The sequence below is a fragment of the Herbiconiux daphne genome (assembly GCF_024979295.1).
Lineage (GTDB): Bacteria > Actinomycetota > Actinomycetes > Actinomycetales > Microbacteriaceae > Herbiconiux > Herbiconiux daphnes.
Map to the genome: position 1 here is coordinate 162432 of NZ_JANLCJ010000001.1, position 17562 is coordinate 179993.

Annotated in this window: 18 protein-coding genes; 9 read left to right on the forward strand and 9 right to left on the reverse strand. The window is 68.5% G+C overall.

From position 1 onward, the window contains the following. The first annotated feature begins 61 nt into the window (after positions 1-61). Complete coding sequence (locus N1032_RS00815) at positions 62-1114, forward strand: ABC-2 transporter permease (RefSeq protein ID WP_259536853.1); 1053 nt, start codon at positions 62-64, stop codon at positions 1112-1114. A 15-nt stretch (positions 1115-1129) separates the two neighbouring features. On the opposite strand, the gene N1032_RS00820 is transcribed toward N1032_RS00815, so the two are convergent. Beyond that, positions 1130-2347 (reverse strand): metal-dependent hydrolase family protein, encoded by a 1218-nt coding sequence (locus tag N1032_RS00820; RefSeq protein WP_259536854.1) that lies wholly within the window; start codon positions 2345-2347, stop codon positions 1130-1132. A 64-nt stretch (positions 2348-2411) separates the two neighbouring features. Here N1032_RS00820 and N1032_RS00825 point away from each other — a divergent pair, with 64 nt between their 5' ends. Genes N1032_RS00825 through N1032_RS00840 form a run of 4 tightly spaced genes read left to right on the forward strand, consistent with a single transcriptional unit; the run spans position 2412 to position 6577 of the window. After that, a complete protein-coding gene (locus tag N1032_RS00825; protein ID WP_259536855.1) occupies positions 2412-3455 on the forward strand; it encodes a LacI family DNA-binding transcriptional regulator in 1044 nt (347 codons plus the stop codon). Next, a complete protein-coding gene (locus N1032_RS00830) occupies positions 3452-4207 on the forward strand; it encodes a glutamine amidotransferase (protein ID WP_259536856.1) in 756 nt (251 codons plus the stop codon). The genes N1032_RS00825 and N1032_RS00830 overlap by 4 nt, the downstream gene beginning before the upstream one ends. Further along, positions 4204-5766, forward strand: coding sequence for an amidohydrolase (locus N1032_RS00835; RefSeq protein WP_259536857.1), 1563 nt, complete (start codon positions 4204-4206; stop codon positions 5764-5766). The genes N1032_RS00830 and N1032_RS00835 overlap by 4 nt, the downstream gene beginning before the upstream one ends. 31 nt (positions 5767-5797) lie before the next feature. Further along, the gene (locus N1032_RS00840; RefSeq protein WP_259536858.1) at positions 5798-6577 is read left to right on the forward strand and encodes a creatininase family protein; all 780 of its coding nucleotides are present in this window, start codon (positions 5798-5800) and stop codon (positions 6575-6577) included. Between the two features lie 136 nt (positions 6578-6713). Here N1032_RS00840 and N1032_RS00845 read toward each other — a convergent pair whose 3' ends face one another. From N1032_RS00845 to N1032_RS00860, 4 genes are all read right to left on the reverse strand, one after another. Continuing rightward, on the reverse strand, positions 6714-8078 hold the full coding sequence (locus N1032_RS00845; protein WP_259536859.1) for an MFS transporter: 1365 nt from the start codon (positions 8076-8078) through the stop codon (positions 6714-6716). A gap of 92 nt (positions 8079-8170) precedes the next feature. Further along, complete coding sequence (locus N1032_RS00850) at positions 8171-9019, reverse strand: oxidoreductase (RefSeq protein WP_259536860.1); 849 nt, start codon at positions 9017-9019, stop codon at positions 8171-8173. A gap of 45 nt (positions 9020-9064) precedes the next feature. Further along, the gene (locus N1032_RS00855) at positions 9065-9904 is read right to left on the reverse strand and encodes an alpha/beta hydrolase (protein ID WP_259536862.1); all 840 of its coding nucleotides are present in this window, start codon (positions 9902-9904) and stop codon (positions 9065-9067) included. 65 nt (positions 9905-9969) lie between these two features. Beyond that, the gene (locus N1032_RS00860; protein WP_259536863.1) at positions 9970-10800 is read right to left on the reverse strand and encodes an SDR family NAD(P)-dependent oxidoreductase; all 831 of its coding nucleotides are present in this window, start codon (positions 10798-10800) and stop codon (positions 9970-9972) included. A 181-nt stretch (positions 10801-10981) separates the two neighbouring features. Between N1032_RS00860 and N1032_RS00865 the strand changes: the two genes are divergently transcribed. After that, entirely contained in the window at positions 10982-11890 is a 909-nt protein-coding gene (locus N1032_RS00865) for a helix-turn-helix transcriptional regulator (protein ID WP_259536864.1), read from the forward strand. A gap of 2 nt (positions 11891-11892) precedes the next feature. Here the strand turns inward: N1032_RS00865 and N1032_RS00870 are convergent, their stop codons facing one another. Continuing rightward, a complete protein-coding gene (locus tag N1032_RS00870; RefSeq protein WP_259536865.1) occupies positions 11893-12381 on the reverse strand; it encodes a VOC family protein in 489 nt (162 codons plus the stop codon). Between the two features lie 144 nt (positions 12382-12525). Here N1032_RS00870 and N1032_RS00875 point away from each other — a divergent pair, with 144 nt between their 5' ends. Next, positions 12526-13713, forward strand: coding sequence for a PucR family transcriptional regulator (locus N1032_RS00875; protein ID WP_259536868.1), 1188 nt, complete (start codon positions 12526-12528; stop codon positions 13711-13713). Here N1032_RS00875 and N1032_RS00880 read toward each other — a convergent pair. Together N1032_RS00880 and N1032_RS00885 are read right to left on the reverse strand one after the other, a co-directional pair. Next, the gene (locus tag N1032_RS00880) at positions 13655-14299 is read right to left on the reverse strand and encodes an ester cyclase (RefSeq protein ID WP_259536871.1); all 645 of its coding nucleotides are present in this window, start codon (positions 14297-14299) and stop codon (positions 13655-13657) included. The two genes, N1032_RS00875 and N1032_RS00880, sit on opposite strands and share 59 nt — an antisense overlap. A gap of 84 nt (positions 14300-14383) precedes the next feature. Beyond that, positions 14384-15004, reverse strand: coding sequence for a TetR/AcrR family transcriptional regulator (locus tag N1032_RS00885; protein WP_259536873.1), 621 nt, complete (start codon positions 15002-15004; stop codon positions 14384-14386). Positions 15005-15113: 109 nt separating this feature from the next. Between N1032_RS00885 and N1032_RS00890 the strand changes: the two genes are divergently transcribed. Then, positions 15114-15830 carry an alpha/beta fold hydrolase gene (locus N1032_RS00890; protein ID WP_259536874.1) on the forward strand — a complete coding sequence of 239 codons (717 nt, stop codon included), beginning with the start codon at positions 15114-15116 and terminating at the stop codon, positions 15828-15830. A 97-nt stretch (positions 15831-15927) separates the two neighbouring features. Further along, positions 15928-16380 (forward strand): GNAT family N-acetyltransferase, encoded by a 453-nt coding sequence (locus N1032_RS00895; RefSeq protein WP_259536875.1) that lies wholly within the window; start codon positions 15928-15930, stop codon positions 16378-16380. Between the two features lie 423 nt (positions 16381-16803). On the opposite strand, the gene N1032_RS00900 is transcribed toward N1032_RS00895, so the two are convergent. After that, on the reverse strand, positions 16804-17550 hold the full coding sequence (locus N1032_RS00900) for a hypothetical protein (protein ID WP_259536876.1): 747 nt from the start codon (positions 17548-17550) through the stop codon (positions 16804-16806). Between the last annotated feature and the right edge of the window lie 12 nt (positions 17551-17562).

Below are 17562 nucleotides of genomic sequence, written 5' to 3' on the forward strand. Positions count from 1 at the left end.
ACTTCTTCACTGAACGGCATTGCCGCTGTCGAGCCGATCGCGCCGCGGGGTACCGTGGGGCATGGTCGCTCCCTCGCCGTCGGCCCGCGGCTGGTCGTTCGCGCGGGGCCTCGTCTCGGGCCCCAACCGCCCCGCCTTCGTGGTGGCGCTGATCGTCGCGGTGTTCGCGGCGCTCTTCGTGGCGTCGTACAGCCTGGCGCTCGGCGATCCGCAGCCGCACGACGTGCCGATCGGAGAGGTGACGGGGCCGATGAGCGCCGATCAGCTCGAAGAGGCGCTCGAAGACGTCAGCGGCACCTCGTTCGACGTGTCGAGCTATCCGTCGCTCGACGCCGCGAAGGCCGCCGTGGAGCAGCAGCTCATCTACGCGGTGTTCGACAGCTCGGCCGGAGCGGCCGATGGCGCCCCGGCGGGCACCCCGTCGGCGGCCGACCTTTACGTCTCCAGCGCCTCGGGCGCGTCGGTGGCGCGGTTGATCGAAGACGACGCGACGAGCCTCGGCCAGAAGCTCGGCGTCACGATCACCGTCACCGACCTCAACCCGCTGAACCCCAACGACCCGAACGGCCTGGTGATGTTCTACGTGGCCCTCGGCTCGATCGTGCTCGGCTTCGTCGGGGCCGTGCAGACCCGGGTCAACGCGCCGCACCTGACCCTCGGCGGCGAGCTCGCCTGGGACGCCGTGCGGGCGGTGCTCGTCGGCGGCATCGTCGCCCTGACCATCGGACCGATCCTGCACTTCGACGATTTTCCGTTCGTGCCCGTCTGGGCCGTGCTCACCGCGACGGTCTTCGTGGCGGGAACGGTCTACAGCTTCTTCCGGGTGGCGATCGGCGGCCAGTGGGCGCTCCTGCCGACCTGGGTGCTGTTCGTGCTGATCAGCAATCCGTCGTCGGGCGGGGCGGTGGCCTCGCAGCTGCAGCCGCCGTTCTTCGAGTTCGTCGGGCGGTGGCTGCCGACCGGCGCGACCGTGCGGGCGCTGCGCGACCTCACCTACTTTCCCGGCAGCCCGCATCCGGAGCCCTACCTCGTGCTCGGCGGATGGCTCGTCGCCTCGATCGTGGCGTTCGTCATGGTGCGGCGGCGCAAGTACGGTCTCGGGCGCATCCCCTGACGGGTGCTGACCGACTCAGCCGCGGGCCGGCAGCTCGCCCTGCACCACGCGGCCGCGCGAGACGACGGCCACGATGTTCGCGGTGTCGAGCGCGTCGATCTGCTCCCACGGCCGGCCGCGCAGCACGATGAAGTCGGCGAGGTGCCCGGGCGTCAGACGGCCCACCCGCGTCTCGCGGCCGATGGCCCGAGCGGCCCGGGTCGTCGCGGCCTCGAGGGCGCGGCCGGGGGTCCAGCCGAAGATCGAGGCCATCAGCCGCACCTCGGCCATCTGGTCGCCGAAGCGCACGTGGTGACCGTTGGCGTCGGTGCCCAGCACGAAGTCGACGCCGGCGTCGGCGGCCGCGCGCATCAGGGCGTCGCGCTGCTCGACCAGCTCGGCCGCCTTGGCCGACTGCTCGGGCGAGACGCCGTTCTCGCCCCCCGCGATGCGGTCGTTGATCAAGAGGGTGGGCGCGACGGTGATTCCCGCATCGACGATGCGGCGGGCCTGCTCGTGAGAGAGGAGGGTGCCGTGCTCGATCGAGTCGACCCCGTGCTCGAGCGCGGCATCGATGCCGGCGGCGGTGTGCGCATGAGCGGCCACCCGCAGGCCGAGCGCGTGCGCCTCGTCGACGATCGCGTCGATCTCGGCGCTCGTGTAGTTGCGCCAGGCGCTCTTGTCGCCCACCGACAGCACGCCGCCGCTGGTGGCGATCTTCACGCCGTCGGCCCCCGCTCTGGCCCAGTGCCGCACGAGCTTGCGACACTCGTCGGGCCCGTCGGCGAGCGGTTTGCGCAGCGGGAAGGCCGGAGGGATGAACAGGTCGCCGTGCCCGGCGGTCATGCTCACCATGCCGTGCGCGAGCACCCGCGGCCCCGCCACGACGGCGTCGTCGATCGCCCGCCGCATCGAGAACTGGATGTCGTCGGCCGAGAGGTCGCGCACCGTGGTGACGCCGGCGCGCAACGCCGTCATCGCGTTGGCGAGGCCGTGCAGCGTCTGCTCCTCGGGCCGGGTCACGAGCGGCCAGGTGAGGAAGTCGGCGGGCCGCGAACCCGCGTTGCCCACGAGGTGCACGTGCGTGTCGATGAGGCCCGGGATGACGCTGAACTCGCCGGATGCCTCGGTCGCGGCATCCGCGGGCCGCACGTCGGTGATGACGCCGTCGGTGCCGTCGAGGGCCCACTCCAGGGTGCTCGTGCCGCGCGGGGCCTCGCCGTCCCAGAGGGCGATGTCGGTGATGCGGTTCATTCCAGCAGGGTATCGCGGCGGAATCGTGCGTGCAAAACGTTTTGTGGATGGGTAGAGTTCTGCCATGACCTCGGAACGCCCGCGCTCGGCGACGATCAAAGACGTCGCCCGGGTGGCACAGGTGAGCATGACCACCGTGTCGCACGCTCTCTCGGCGAAGCGGCCGGTGAACGCCGAGACCGCCGAGCGCATCCAGGCCGCCATCGACGCCCTCGGCTACGTGCCGCATTCGGCCGCCCGCACGTTGCAGGCCGGCAAGACGTTCATGCTCGGGCTGGTGGTGCCCGACGTGTCCGACCCGTTCTTCGGCCGGCTCGCGGTGGCGGTGGAGCGCGCCGCCGACGAGAACGACTACGGCGTGGTGCTCAGCAGTTCGAACGGCGCGCCGGCCCGCGATGCGCGCTACTTCAACCTGCTGCGCTCGCGGTCGATCGACGGGCTCATCTATGTGGCCGGGTCGCTGCGGCGCGACAACCAGCTGGCCGAGCTGGCGCGGTCGTTCCCGATCGTGCTGGCCGACGAGTGGGTCGAAGGGCTCGACGGCATCCCGCTGATCGCCTCCGACAACCGCGAGGGCGGGCGGCTCGTCGGCGCACACCTGCGCGACCTCGGGCACACCTCGGCGGCCGTGCTCGCGGGGCCGAGCGGGCTGCGGTCGGCCGAGGAGCGGGTGGCGGGGTTCCGCGAGGTCTTCCCCGACGCCGAGGTGCTCGCGGGCGACTTCAGCGAGGCCACCGCGTTCGCCCGCACGGCCGAGCTGGTGGCCAGGCGGCATCCGTCGCCCACCGCGATCTTCGCCTCGAACGACCTCGCGGCCTTCGGGGTGCTCGATGCGCTCGCGGCCGCCGGTCTGGCGGTGCCGACGGATGTCTCGGTGGTCGGTTTCGACGACGTGGCACTCGCCCGCCGCATCGCCCCCGCCCTCACCACCGTGCGCCAGGCCGTCGACGAGATCGGGCGGCAGGCCACCCAGACCCTGCTCGAATTGGTGGCTGGCGACGCGCCCTCGGCGGTGCCGCCGTGCCCCGTCGAGCTCGTCGTGCGCGCGAGCACGGCTCCGCCCCCCTCCCCGTCCTCCCCGTCCCCTTCCGGAAAGGCCCGCCTGTGACCCGTGTGCTCCTCGTCGGCGAATCGTGGTTCGTCCACTCCATCCACCAGAAGGGGTTCGATTCGTTCACGACCTCCGAGTTCACCCTCGGAGGCGTCGAGTTCGTCGCCGCCCTGCGCGCCGCCGGCCACGAGGTCACCCACGTTCCGTGCCACGAGATCACCACCCGGGTGCCGGGCACGGCTGCAGAGCTCGGGGCGATCGCCGACGTGATCGTGGTGTCGGATGTCGGGGCGAACACGTTCCAGCTGCCGCCGGCCACGTTCACCCGCTCCGAGCAGCAGCCCGACCGCACCGAGGCCCTGCGCGGTTTCGTGGAGCAGGGCGGAGGACTGCTCATGGTGGGCGGCTACATGACGTTCTCGGGGGTCGACGCGAAGGCGCGGTGGGGGCGCACCCCGCTGGCGGCGGCGCTGCCGGTCACGGTGCTCGACCGCGACGACCGGGTCGAGCTGCCGGCCGGGGCGGCCGCCGAGACCCGGGCCCCGCACCCGATCACCGCCGGGCTGCCGACCGTGTGGCCGAACCTGCTCGGCCTCAACGAGGTGACGGTGCGCGAGACGGCCACCGAGCTCGCGACCTGCGCGGGGCATCCGCTGCTCGTGGTGGGCGACTACGGCCGGGGCCGCTCGGGCGCGTTCACCTCCGACATCGCGCCGCACTGGGCGCCGGCCGGGTTCGTGGAGTGGGATGGTTACGGGCCGCTGTTCGACCGAACGGTGCGCTGGCTGGCAGGAGAGGAACTCGCATGACCGGCACCGCCCGAACCAGCACCGACCGAACCGGCACCGACCGAACCGGCACCGACCGAACCGGCTCCGCCCGAACCGGCACCGACCGAACCGGCTCCGCCCGAACCGGCACCGCCCGGATCGACGACGGCGCGCACGCCGACTCGGTCACCATCGCGAGCGGCTCCGACACCGTCGACACCGTCATCACGCACGCGACCGTGCTCGCCCGCACCACCCGCCCGGCACCCGGCTACCCCGACCTGCCCCGTGACGACACCGCGGCGCGGGGAACGGCGACCTTTCTCGCCGACCACGCCATCGGCATCCGCGACGGGGGCATCGTGTGGGTCGTGCCCACCCACGAGGTGGAGGTCGCGGTGCTCGCCCAGGCCGCCGTCATCGACGCCCACGGCCAGGTCGCCATTCCGGGGCTGATGAATTCGCACACCCACTCGCCGATGACGATGTTCCGCGGGTCGGCCGAAGACGTGCCGACCAACGAGTGGTTCAACAAGCACATCTGGCCGATGGAGGTGAACCTCACCGAGCGCGACGTGATGCTCGGCGCGCAGCTCGCGGTCGGCGAGATGCTGCTCGCGGGGGTCACGAACTTCGCCGATCACTACTTCTCGACCGACGCGATCGCCGAGGTCGTGGCCGCGAGCGGCGCCAGGGGCCTGCTCGCCTCGACCTTCTTCTCGTCGGAAGGGCCGGCCGGCGTCGAGCGCTCGGCCGCCTTCGCCGAGCGCTGGAACGGAGCCGCGGGCGGCCGCATCACCACCGCCATGGGGCCGCACGCCACCTACACCGTCGACGACGCCGATCTCGTGACCACCGCCGAGCACGCCCGCCGGCTCGGCGTGCGCACCCACATCCACGCGGCCGAAAGCCTGGGCCAGACCGAGTCGAGCCTGGCGAAGCGGGGCGTGACACCGGTGCAGGTGCTGCACGACACCGGCATCCTCGAGACCGGGGCGATCATCGCCCACGGTGCCGGCATCGTCGAGAGCGACCTCGAGTGGCTGGTGCCCTACGCCGACCGCGTCGCCGTGGCGTCGTGCCCCAAGGTCTACATGAAGCACGCGCACACCACCACCCCGGTGCGGATGCTGCACGACGCGGGCATCACCGTGGGCCTCGGCACCGACGGGCCGGCGTCGCACAACACCCTCGACGTCCTCGAGAGCATGCGCATGCTCTCGCTCAAGCAGAAGGACGCCCTGCTCGACGCCACCTGGCTCACCTCGGCGCACGCCCTCGACATCGCCACCCGGCAGAGCGCCGCGACCTTCGGGCTGCAGGATTCGCTCGGCTCGCTGCTGCCCGGCTACCGTGCCGACATCGTGCTGATCGACGTGCGCAAACCGCACCTGCAGCCGATGCACGACCTGGCCGCGGCCCTCGTGCTGAGCGTCAAGTCGAGCGACGTGACGACGGTGCTGGTCGACGGGCGGGTCGTGGTCGAGAACGGCCGTCTGACCACGATCGACACGGATGCCGCGGCCGAGGAACTCACACGGCGCATCCCCGAGCTGACCGATCGTTCGCGCGGGTCGATCCAGGAGTACGCACCGTGAGCGCCGTCGCGCGGGCGGGGGGGGCGGGCTCGTGATCGAGGCCTACTCGACGCCCTGGGTCGACGTGGCGGCCCACTTCGAGCGGGCCGGCAGGGCCGCGCCCGGCGACACCGCCGCGGCGGCATCCGGCTTGGCCCTGCTGCCGTTCGGGGCCCTCGAGCAGCACGGCCCCCAGCTGCCGTTGGGCACCGACACCGCGACGGCCGTGGAGGTGGCCCGGCGGCTCGCGGAGCGGCTCGACGCCGTGCTGCTGCCGCCCGTGCACTACGGCGACACCTGGAACAACGCCGGCTACCCGGGCACGGTGTCGCTCTCGCCCGAGACCGTGACCGCCATCGCGGTCGACATCGGTCGGTCTCTCGTGGGGTCGGGCGCCCGCGGGCTCGTGATCGTGAACGGCGACTGGGGCAACCGGCAGCCGCTCTATTCCGCCGTGCGCCGGCTGAACGCCGAGGGCGTGCTTGCTACCATCGCCCTCGACTACCCGGGCATGGACTCGGCGATCGAGCGCGTGCGCGAGAGCGCCGGGGCGGCTCCGGGTCTCAATCACGCCGAGGAGGTCGAGACGTCGATCATGCTCGCCGTCGCGCCCCAGACCGTGCGGGTCGACCGCTACGTGTCGTCGTATCCGGTGTTCCCGAGCGATTTCGGCACCCGCCCGATGCAGCTGCATCCGTTCTCGGAGTCGGGGGTGTTCGGCGACCCGTCATCGGCCACCGCCGCCAAGGGCGAGGCGATTCTCGCCGCCACGGTCGAGGGGTCGCTCGCGGTGCTCGCCGACTTCGTGGAGGGGCTGCCCGGGCGGAGCTGACCCGACCGTGGTGCTCGACGAGGCGCTCGACAAGCTAGCGCCCGATGGCCGCCGGGGGTAACCGAGCTCACATTGGTGACCAGTCTGAGGTCAGGTAGCGGAGAGACGCTATCGATGCAGCGCTCATATCGGGAGATCAGTTCTTGACGACAGGGCTGGGCTTCTGCGCTTCTCGCAGACGACTGGCGGCGGTGGGCGCCCGTTCGGTTCTGAGGTCGGCGTTCCGAGTCTCGCGGGCGACGAGGATCACGGTCAGGGAGATCACTGCGACGGCGACGAGGTAGAGGGAGATCGGGATCGTGCTGTCGAACGTGGAATAGAGGGTGGCGGCGATGATCGGGGTCAGCGCGCCGCCGAGGATTCCGCCGAGGTTGTAGCCCAAGGCAGACCCGGTGTACCGCACGGAGGTGCCGAACAGCTCGCTGGTGAAGGCCGCGAGCGGGGCGTAGACCACCCCGTAGGAGGCCATGCCCCCGATGAGGGCGATAAGGACCGGCGCGAATTCTCCGGTGTCGAAGAGTGCGAAGAAGGGGAACGCCCACGCGATCATCGCGACGGAACCGGCGATGATCACCGGGCGGCGTCCGATCCGGTCGGAGAGCGCGGCTGCTGCCGGGATGATGAGGGCGTTCGTGGCAACCGCGAAGATGAGGGCGGACAAGATCGTGGTGCGGTCGAAGCCGCGCACCGTGGTGCCGTAGCTGAGTGCGAAGGTGGCGATGAGGTAGAAGGTGGCGAACTGGCTGACGTTGACCCCGGCGACCATCGCGATCTCCTTCGGATACCGGCGGAGCACCTCCAGCAGGGGTGGTCGCCGGCGCTCCGGGTCGTGTCGGCGTGCCTCTGCCTGGAGGTACAGCGGCGACTCGCTGACGTGCCTGCGCACGTAGAGTCCGACGGCGATGAGCAGGAGGCTGAGGAGGAATGGCACGCGCCAGCCCCAGTCGAGAAACTGCTCGGCCGGAAGAATCGCGCCCATCATCATGAACAACAGGGATGACGCGACGAAGCCAGCGACGGGGGCCGCGTTGTTCAGTCCCGTGTAGAACCCTCGCCGGTCGGGGGGCGCGTGTTCGGCGAGCATGAGCACGCCGCCGGTGTACTCCCCGCCGTACCCGAAGCCTTGCGCGAATCTCAGCACGGTGAGGATGACGGGTGCGCTGACGCCGATCGCCGCGTACGTGGGCAGCACCCCGATGAGGAACGTGCTGACGCCCATGAGCATCAAGGTGATGATCAAGGTGCGCCGGCGACCGAGACGGTCACCGATGTGCCCGAACACGATCGCGCCGAGGGGACGGCCGATGAAGGAGATCGCGAAGGTCGAGAGCGACAGCAGGGTGGCGGTCGTCGGGTCGGATGCGGAGAAGAACAGCGGCCCGAACACCAGCGCGGCCGCGGTGCCGTAGAGGTAGAGGTCGTAGGCCTCCAATGCTGTGCCGACGACACTGCCCACGACGACTCGCCGAAGCTGGCGGGGCGTGGCGGGCATGGTGGTCATCGCTCCGTCGTACAGGGCCGACCGGCCCGCGCGCAAATGGTGCGCTCCCGCACGGGGGCCGGTCGACCCATCCGACGCCGTCGGAGGGGGCTTCAATCCTCCGCCTGCGTGTCGCCGACTGCCGTCGAGTGCGACACGTCGTGCCATTCAGCTTGTTCGCGGGCAACCAGAGCCACCTTCGCCGACACGGTGGCGAAGGAGTCGGCACCCAGCTGGAGGCGTTCGGGCACTGTGCCCCGGTGGGCGAGGTCGACGATGACAGCTGCAGCCTTCACGGGGTCGCCTTCTTGTGCATTGTTGGTGTCGGCCGCCCATCGACGCGTCGCGCCCGCAGTGTCGGCGTAGTCGGGGATGCAGGTCGCGGCTTCGACGAGGCTCGAGCTGTCGAGGAAGTTGGTGCGGAACGCACCGGGCTCGATGGCGACCACGCTGATGCCGAGGGGTGCGAGCTCTTTGCCGAGTCCTTCCGAGATCGCTTCGACGGCGAACTTCGTCGACGCGTAGACACCCCAGCCGGGTCTGGACACGAAGCCTGCGACGGAGGAGATGTTGATGATGGTGCCGGAGCGTTGGTGCCGAAGCGTCGGCAGCACTCCCCGGGTGACGGTCAGCAGCCCGAAGACGTTGACCTCGAAGACGGCACGCACCTCGGCGTCACTGGCTTCTTCCGCCGCGCCGAGCAGACCACGGCCGGCGTTGTTGACGAGAACGTCGATGCGGCCGAAGCGCTTGGTTCCCTGCTCGACGGCCTGTGCGACCTCGCCGGCGTCGGTGACATCCAGTGGAAGCGCCAGGAGTACGTCGGCCGCGTCGGGAAACTGTTCAGTGATGGTCTCGGGGCGGCGGGCGGTGGCGATGACCTGGTCGCCGCGCGAAAGGGCTTGACGGACGATCTCGATGCCGAAGCCGCGGGACGCTCCGGTGATGAACCACACGGACATGATTTCTCCTTCTCTTGGGGTGGTGGGACCGTGCCAGTCGCAGGGTCACGCGGGGTCTCCGGAACGTGAGTCCCGCACCGCCTGGGCGTGCTGAGCGGCCCACTCCACGGCGACGTCGGCGACGTCCTCCCATCCCTGCTGCCCGACGATGCGGTGGGAGCGGCCGGGGAACTCCCGATACTCGACGACGGCCGGGCCCTCGGAGTATCGCCGCAGGAGGGCCTTCTGCACCGCCAGGGGTGCGACGTGGTCGATCTCACCGCCGATGATCAGCAGGGGGGCGCGATCCGGCTTGAGGAAGTCGACCCGGGTGATGCCCTTCTTCGCCTGGGGGATGGCCAGCACGCCCTCGAAGAAGAGCCTGTTGTACGAGGGGATGGCATTCTTCTCCCACTCCGCATCCGATTCGGCGCGGCTGAGGTCGTTGCCGAACGCGTAGTGGAACCGACCCGGGGTGATGGGGGTCGCCGAGTTCTTGCGGAACGGGTTCGTCAGCACGGCCGCTCCGGTGCGCAGTGTGGACCCGCGCAGGGTGAGCACGCCGGCGGTGTTTCCGGGTTCGACGGCCACCCCCGCCACACCGAGGCCTCGGTCGAGGAGCATCAGGGTGAAGATGGCGCCGAACGAATGACCCATGATGATCGGCGGCTCGGGCAGGGCGCGGATGATGCGGTCGTAGTGGTCCACGACCTCCAGGAGGCCGACCCCCTCCAGTGCGTGAGGGTCGGCGCGCACCTGGGCTGGAGTACGGTCGCCGATCCCGGGCCACGCCGGGGTGATCACCTCGTGACCGCGGGCGCGGAAACGTTCAGCCCATCCGTCCCAGCTGGCGGGCGTCATCCAGAGGCCGTGTATCAGCACGATCGGTGGCAAGTTCGTGGGCATCGGTTCGTCCTTCGCGGTCGTCTTCGTGGTGGGTGGGAGGAATGGTGGTCGTGCTGGTGGCCGGTTCACGCCAGGTCGGTGGCGGCAGCCGACACCCGCTGACGGTCCAGCTCCGCGCGCACCTCGTCGGCCTTCGCGCCGACGGCCGCAAGGGTGTCGCTGCCGAGGAAAAGACGAGCGGGAAAGCCGCCGCGGTCGACGGCGTCGACGATGGCCTCGGCACCCTTGACGGGATCACCGGGCTGGTTGTGGTTCGCGCCGGCAGCCATGGTGCGCACATCCCCCACCGGACCGGACTCGTAGTCGCTGATGCCGGCCGAGACGGCGAGGCTGGAGCCGTCGAGGAAGTCGGTGCGGAAGTAGCCGGGCTCGACGATGCCGGCGGTGATGCCGAGCGGAGCCAGCTCGTCCCGGAGCGCCTCGGTGTAGCCCTCGAGGGCGAACTTGGTCGAGCAGTAGACGCCGAAGCCGACGGCGCTGGCGAAGCCGCCGACGGAGGAGATGTTCACCACAGTGCCGCGGGCCTTCTCGCGCATGACGGGTAGCACAGCACGGGCGATCGCCAGTGGTGCGAAGACGTTGACCTCGTAGATCGACCGGATGTCGGCATCCGTGGCTTCCTCGACGGCACCCAGCAGGCCGCGCCCGGCATTGTTGATGAGCACATCGATGGTGCCGAAGGCAGCGACAGCTGCCGCGACCGCCGCGTCGATCTGGTCGGCGTCGGTGACGTCGAGGGAGACCGGAAGGAGGTTCTCGCCGGCGTCGGGAAAGCGGTCACGAACCTGCTGGGCGTTGCGTGCGGTCGCGATGACCTGGTGGCCTCGGTCGAGGGCGGCTCGGGTCAGCTCTGCGCCGAATCCTCGCGATGCTCCGGTGATGAACCAAGTACTCATGGGGTGGTGTCCTCTTGACGGTCGTTACGGATGGGGAGCCCTGACCTGAGCCGGGGCACGACGTGAGTCAACCGGTCGATGGCGCTTGTGTGGGGCCCGTGCCTGGGCCTGTTCTGCCCGGGTCCGTCAGACCCCCCTTGTCCCGATCAGGTCGCGTGAGCGAGGCGCATAATGAGGTCTCATGATCGAACGATCCGAACTCGGCGCCTTCCTTCAGGCTCAGCGGGCGCGCCTGCGCCCAGCCGATGTGGGGCTCGCGCCCGATCAGGTTCCCCGCCGCGTTCCCGGGCTGCGCCGCGAGGAAGTCGCTCGCCTGGCCGGGCTCAGCACCGACTACTACACGCGCTTGGAGCAGGGCCGAAAAGACTCGCCGTCGGAGGGGGTGCTGAACGCCATCGCCCGCGCTCTCCACCTCGATGAGATCGGCCGGCAGCACCTTCTCGACCTGGCCCGCCCGGTTGGGTCGGTCACCGCACCGCGCACGCCGCCGGCGCAGCGGGTGCGCGCCAGCACCCGCCAGCTGATGGAGTCGTGGGCTGATCAGCCCGCCCTGCTGCTCGGTCGACGCCTCGACGTGCTTGCCACCAATGCGCTCGGCCGCGCGCTCCTGTTCGATTTCGGCACGCTGCCTCCGGCGGAGCGCAACTACCTTCGCTGGCTGATGCTGCATCCTCACGCCCGCGTGCTCTACCGCGACTGGGAAAGCGTGGCGTCGGAGATGGTGGCGGCGCTCCGTCGTGAGGCCGGCCGTCATCCCGACGATCCGTCGATCATCGACCTCGTCGGTGAACTGGTGGTGCGAAGCGAGGAGTTCGCGGGCTGGTGGGCCGATCAGCGGGTGACCGCCCATACCCACGGCGTCAAGCGCTTCCACCACGAACTGGTGGGTGACCTCGAGCTGGACTGGCAGGGTCTGGCCCTGCCCGGTGACGAGGACCAGACCATCTACGTGTATCACGCACCCCCCGGCTCGCCGGCCGCCGAGAAGCTCGGGCTGCTCGGAAGCTGGATCGGATCGGCCCCGGCCGCAGCCGGACGGAATCCCGAGACCGCAACCGGAGCCGAATCGGCGGTCGACGAACCGGCCTGACATCAGGCGCCGGGGGCGGTGTGAGTCGCGGGCGCGCCCGGGAGACGTTCCGACAGCTCGAACATGTTGCCCCACGGGTCGCGGAAGAATGCCAACCGGGCGCTGATGTCGTCGAGCTCGAACGGCTCGTTCACGACGTCGACACCGCGGCGACGGAGTTCGGCGAGAGTGTCGTCGACGCTGTCGACCGACAGGCAGACATGGTTGTACCCGTTCACGACGAGACTCGCGTCGACGTCGGCGTATTCGGCCTGGGGTTCCGCACCCGGCCCGGCAAGAATTTCGAGGTGAAACTCGTCCTGATTCGGCGGGCTCACGTAGGCGAGGGTCAGATCGCCGTAGGGCCAGATCTGCAGCACGCGCCAGTCGAGCTTGTCGACCCAGAACGACCTGGCGTCTTCGAAGTCCGGGTAGCGGATTCCGGTGTGATGCCCTCGCATCGACGCGAATGGCGACGACGGATTCGGGGCGGGATCGGCGGGCAATGGCACGAGTGTGCTCCTTTCAGAACGTACGGATGCTTTGTACGTGACGACACCGTAGGGAGAATCCGACCCCGTGGTCACTGGATGCGATGACAGGTTCTGCGAGATGCTTTTGTAGCTGGATACGAAACCCTGAGGAGTCGAGGGCTGATGAGTGGGACAACAGGATCACGAGATGCGCTGTTGCACGCGTTCAACGGGAGGGCTTCAACGGTCACGAAGACCGTGATCGGCCGGCTCTACGACAACATGCCGTCGTACCGGGTCGTCCCTCGGGAACAGCTGGCGGAGTCGATCGGGCAGATCATCGCGATCGTCGCCGAGGTGGTGCGATCGGGCATCGTGCCGGCCCCCGACGACATCGTCCAAGCGCGCACATCGGCCGCTGCCCGCGCCCAGCAGGACGTTCCCGTTCAGGACATCATGCGAGCTTTCCGCTTCACGATCGGGGGCATCCACGAGTCGCTGCTCCAGCTGGTCTCCGACCAGGAGATCCCGGCGGCCGAGATGGTGCTCGTCACCGATACACTCTGGCGCTTCAGCGACGCCTACACGACCAGTCAGATCACCGCATTCCAGACGGCCGTCATCGATCGTGCTCTGCATCGGGCGCGGCGCACCCAACAATTTCTCCGGGATCTCGCTGACGGAGTCGAGGATGAGGCCGGAATGCAGCGTCCCGCGCGGGAACTGGGACTCCGCACCGATGGGACGTACGCCGCGGTACGGGCGCGTATCGACGACGGCGACGAAGCCGACCGGCTCCGGCTCGAACTGGAGCAGGATGCCATCCGCCGAGGCGGGTCCGCCCTCTACGCCGTGACCGGCTCCGAGCTTCTCGGTGTCACCGACACGCGGCCCGGGATCATCGGCTCCGCGCACCTCGTGGGTGTCGGCGATTACGTCGGACTGCTCGACGCGGCCGCGTCATTCCGCTCGGCGGAGGTGGCTCGCAACGCTGCAGCTCTCATCGGCATGACAGGCGTAGTCTCCGCTGTGGATCTGGGCTGGAAGATGGCGGCGGCGCACGCCGGCGACGCCAACGCCATCCTTGCTGAACGGTACCTCGAGCCCCTCAGGCGATACGGCACGTTCGGTCGCATGATCGAAGACACCCTCCGGGCCTATCTGGCGGCCGACCGCAGCATCCCCAAGGCCGCCCGCAGCATGCCCGTGCACGTGAACACGTTGCGCTACCGCCTCCGGCGATTCGAAGAACTGACCGGGCGCCCACTCGACGCAACCGCCACGATCGTCGAGTTGAGCTGGGCGCTGGAGATCACGGCTCGGATGGAGACCCGCTGGTCGGATGTGACAGTGGCCGTTCACGATCGATGACCACCCCGCGGGCGTCGGCTGCATCAGGGCGTGGCGACGCTTCTGCGGCATCTCTCGCCGTCGCGCTCACGTCGCGGGCAGCTCGGGCGGCGCGACCCGAGATCTTCCACCAGGCCATTCGCAACGCGCTCGGGCCAGGTGGGAAGACGCCGAGTTGTTCGAGCATGCCGAGGTCATCTCGAAGAGCATCGTGGTGCGCAACCCTGCCGGCGGTCAACGACACGATGTGAATCTGCTCGACGTCGATGGGGCGCCCCGTCGGTGGGATGACTTGGGCCGCCTCGCCGTTTTCGAAGCGCACGAACGGCCCGGTATGCGTACCGCGCATACGAAGTCGCACCCAAACCTGATCGTCGGTCGCAGATGAGCTGACGATGGAGAAGGTGAGGTCGGGGAATGCCGACCGAAGCCAAGCACTGGAGGCCAGCACGCCGCGGGGGCCGGCGGTCTGGCATGCGACAGGCGAGTTGATGGCGGTGGGGTTGTGGAAGTCGTCGGCGACGACCTGGTGAGCCAGTTCGGCGCTCCCCGATTCGAGCACTCGGAAAAGAGCCTCGGCGGTTTCGGTGGGCTGCAACGTGGTCATGTGGATCCTCTCGTATTCGCTGCACACTCTATGCACTGAATATGAGAGCCGCTTTCAGCAAAGCCTGCTAACGGGCGCCGAGTGTCAGCTGAGGAGGAGAGCGGTGGCTCGAGCCAGCAGCCAGCGCTCTGCCTCTTCCCACGACTTGCCGAGGTCTCGGGTGACAGTCGTCCAGGCGTCGATACCGAAACAGAACCAGAGAACTTCTCCGGCCTCAGCGCTCGAGAGAGCAGCGGGGAGGGCGTGCAGGTCGGCGAGATGGTGGGCGGCGACATCGAGGAGTTCACTGTACTGGCCGGTGAGTCTGGTGCGCACGCCGGCTCCCTCGGGCATGCTCGCGGTCGAGCGGGCCAGTTCGAAGATCGCTTGACTCTGCTCGTTTCCAGCGCGGGTTCCGGATGCGAGAGCGGCGAGGACGGCTGCGGGGTCGCGGAGCTCCTTCACCCGTTCGATGGCCTCTTCCCCTCCCGACTCGGCTTCGGCTCGTGCGATGATGGCGGCGAGGAGTTCGGCTTTGCCGCCAACGCTCGAGTAGACCGTGCGGAGGGATACTCCGGCGCGGGTGGCGACCTCTGCGACCGTGGCATTCGCGTAGCCTTGGGCGGCGAAGAGCGCCAACGCCGAGTTCAGGATCGACTCCCTCGTGTCGTCGGCGGCACCGCGCCGCCTCGTGGAGTCGTACGTGCGTCTTCGTTCTGACGTCATGGCTGCAAGAGTAACTTCGCAGGGCAGGTGACTGGCGACAGAGCGCCGGACGTGTTCACTCCGAGCACTAGGACCGGTGTCAGCGGTGCGGGGTTGAATGAACACAACCGTGAGATGGAGGCCATCGACCATGAACCCCGTGCTGCTCGTTCCCGGACTTCTCTGTTCGACCGAGATCTGGGCCCCGCAGCAGACCGCGCTCTGGCGTCACCTGTCGGTTCAGGTCGCTTCGACGCTCGGGGGAAACACGGTCGAAGATGTCGCCGCGCAGATCCTCGACGCCGCTCCGGCGCGCTTCCAACTCGCTGGCATCTCCCTGGGCGGCTACATCTGCTTCGAGATCCTCCGGCAAGCTCCCGATCGGGTTGAACGCCTCGCGCTGGTGGACACGTCGGCTCTGCCCGACTCTCCCGAGCAATCCGAAGGGCGCCGCGCCATGCTCACTGCTGCCGAGACCGATTACCTGAAGACCGCGGTCGACGGGCTGATGGCAGTCCTACACCCGGACCGGCAGCAGCGCCCCGACTTCCGCGCAGTCAACGAGCGGATGGCTGCAGCGGTGGGCCTGGAAGGGTTCAGATCACAGACCGAGCTGGCCATGACCCGGCCCGACTCGCGGCCCGACCTCGGGGCCATCGCCGTGCCGACCCTGGTGCTCGTCGGTGACAGCGATGCCCTGACGCCTCCTGCCCGATCCGAAGAGATCGCGACCGGCATCCCTGACGCCGCGCTCATGATCGTTCCCCAGAGCGGGCACGCCTCGACCCTCGAGCAACCCGAGTTCGTCAACACTGCCCTAGTCGACTGGTTCACGCGTCGAGCGTAGGAAGAGATCGGCCTGCGGGCCCGGATGACGGACGTCGCCGCTGTCCTGCTGTGTGGATCGTTCTGCGGTGCGATGGGCGCTGTCCTAGAGTGCTGCCATGGAGATCGAGCCCCGTCTCGTCGAGTGCACAGCTGCTGACGCCACAGCGGCGGCGCTGTTTGCTGCTCAGGAACGAGAAGTGATGCGACGATACGGCGAGGACGACCCTGGGCCCAGCCCCGGCGCGACCGATCCGACGGTGCTTCTCTACCTGGGCGAGGATGCGGTGGGCTGTGTGGTTATGGCTCCCGGGGAAGAGTTCGGTGAGATCAAGCGAATGTTCCTCGATGAATCGGCGCGAGGCAAGGGATACAGCCGGCTGCTGTTGAACGCCGCGGAAGACCTCGCGCGCCGCGAAGGAGTCACGACGCTACGCCTTGAAACGGGCACCGAGCAGCCGGAGGCGATGGGCCTGTATGCCCGATCCGGCTACACCCCGATTCCCGGCTACGGCTACTGGAAACACGACCCTGCGGTTCGCTGTTTCGAGAAGCAGCTCGAGCACGTCTGACCGGCGCGAGTGCGCTGAAGCCGCTCCGTTGGATGATCGGTCAACGCAGGTTGACACGGGTGTAGCCCCGGAGCCTCATCCCGCGATGCCGTCTCGCTGAGCCCAAGGATCGCCTCTGAGACACCCCGCTCGATGAGATGACATTGCAAGACAAGAAGCGGCGCCGAGTTTGCGGGGGAGTGACGTAGTGCCTGTTCAAAAATCGGGTGTCTCGAAAACTTTTGCTTTCCGAGACGCGAATATTGTGCCAAGTACGCCTCATGAGACGGTTGCGATCTAATCAGGGCGGCGTGCCAACCATCGTGAGAGCCATTTGTGCATGTGGCCGCCGAGCCGCCGGTCAGCGGCCACATGCGCGATATTCTGTACCTCCGGATGGCCCGCGCTGGGTAAGCCACCCCGAAGGCGAAAGCAGAGGCGTGCCTACTCCAACGTGGGAATCGCAGTTTCTTGGTTCACGGCAGGGATGAGGTACTCGCCTAGAACGGTCGTGCCGTCTGTTGCGTAAACCGGGATACTGCGATCGACGCTTCCTACGGTATCGATCCATTCTTGGATCGTCGCAGGGCTTGCGCCGCCGGCGAATAGGTCATTGGCGGTGGCGCTGTCCATGTCGGTCTTGAGGAGATAGCCCCTGGCTCCGTTTGTTGCAGTTGCGGTCATGAGGTCAGGAGAATTTGACGGATCTGCGAGTGCGGAGTTTCCGTACGTCTGCCCGGCCGCGTTCACGGGCCACTCGGGGTTCTCGACCGACGCCGCGCGGTTGGGGTTGTTAGGGTCCCACCACACTGTGTTCGTGGTGTGCTGAATCCAGGTAGCCCCATTCCACCCCCACACGGTGCCCTTTGAAGCTTCTCCTCTAAAGTCGAGGCACGAGGTAGATGCGACGCCATCTGACGATGAGCTGAAGTTCTGAGGGCCGTTGCAGATGAAGCCGAACTCGTCGCGGAGTTCCGCCTTTGCAACGGCCCACTGAACCGGCGTTGCCCCACCCCAAACGCCCGAGAACGTGACGGCGCTTGTACCGGACGAGTTCTTGTTGATCTGGTTGAAGTAGACGTAGTTGGTTGGCCCTGACGACCAGATCGTAAGTGACCCGGTGGTGGCTTGCGCGGCTGCCACCGACGTCATTGAGAATCCCATGACCGCCGTCGCCGCGACTGCCGTCATGATCAATCGCCG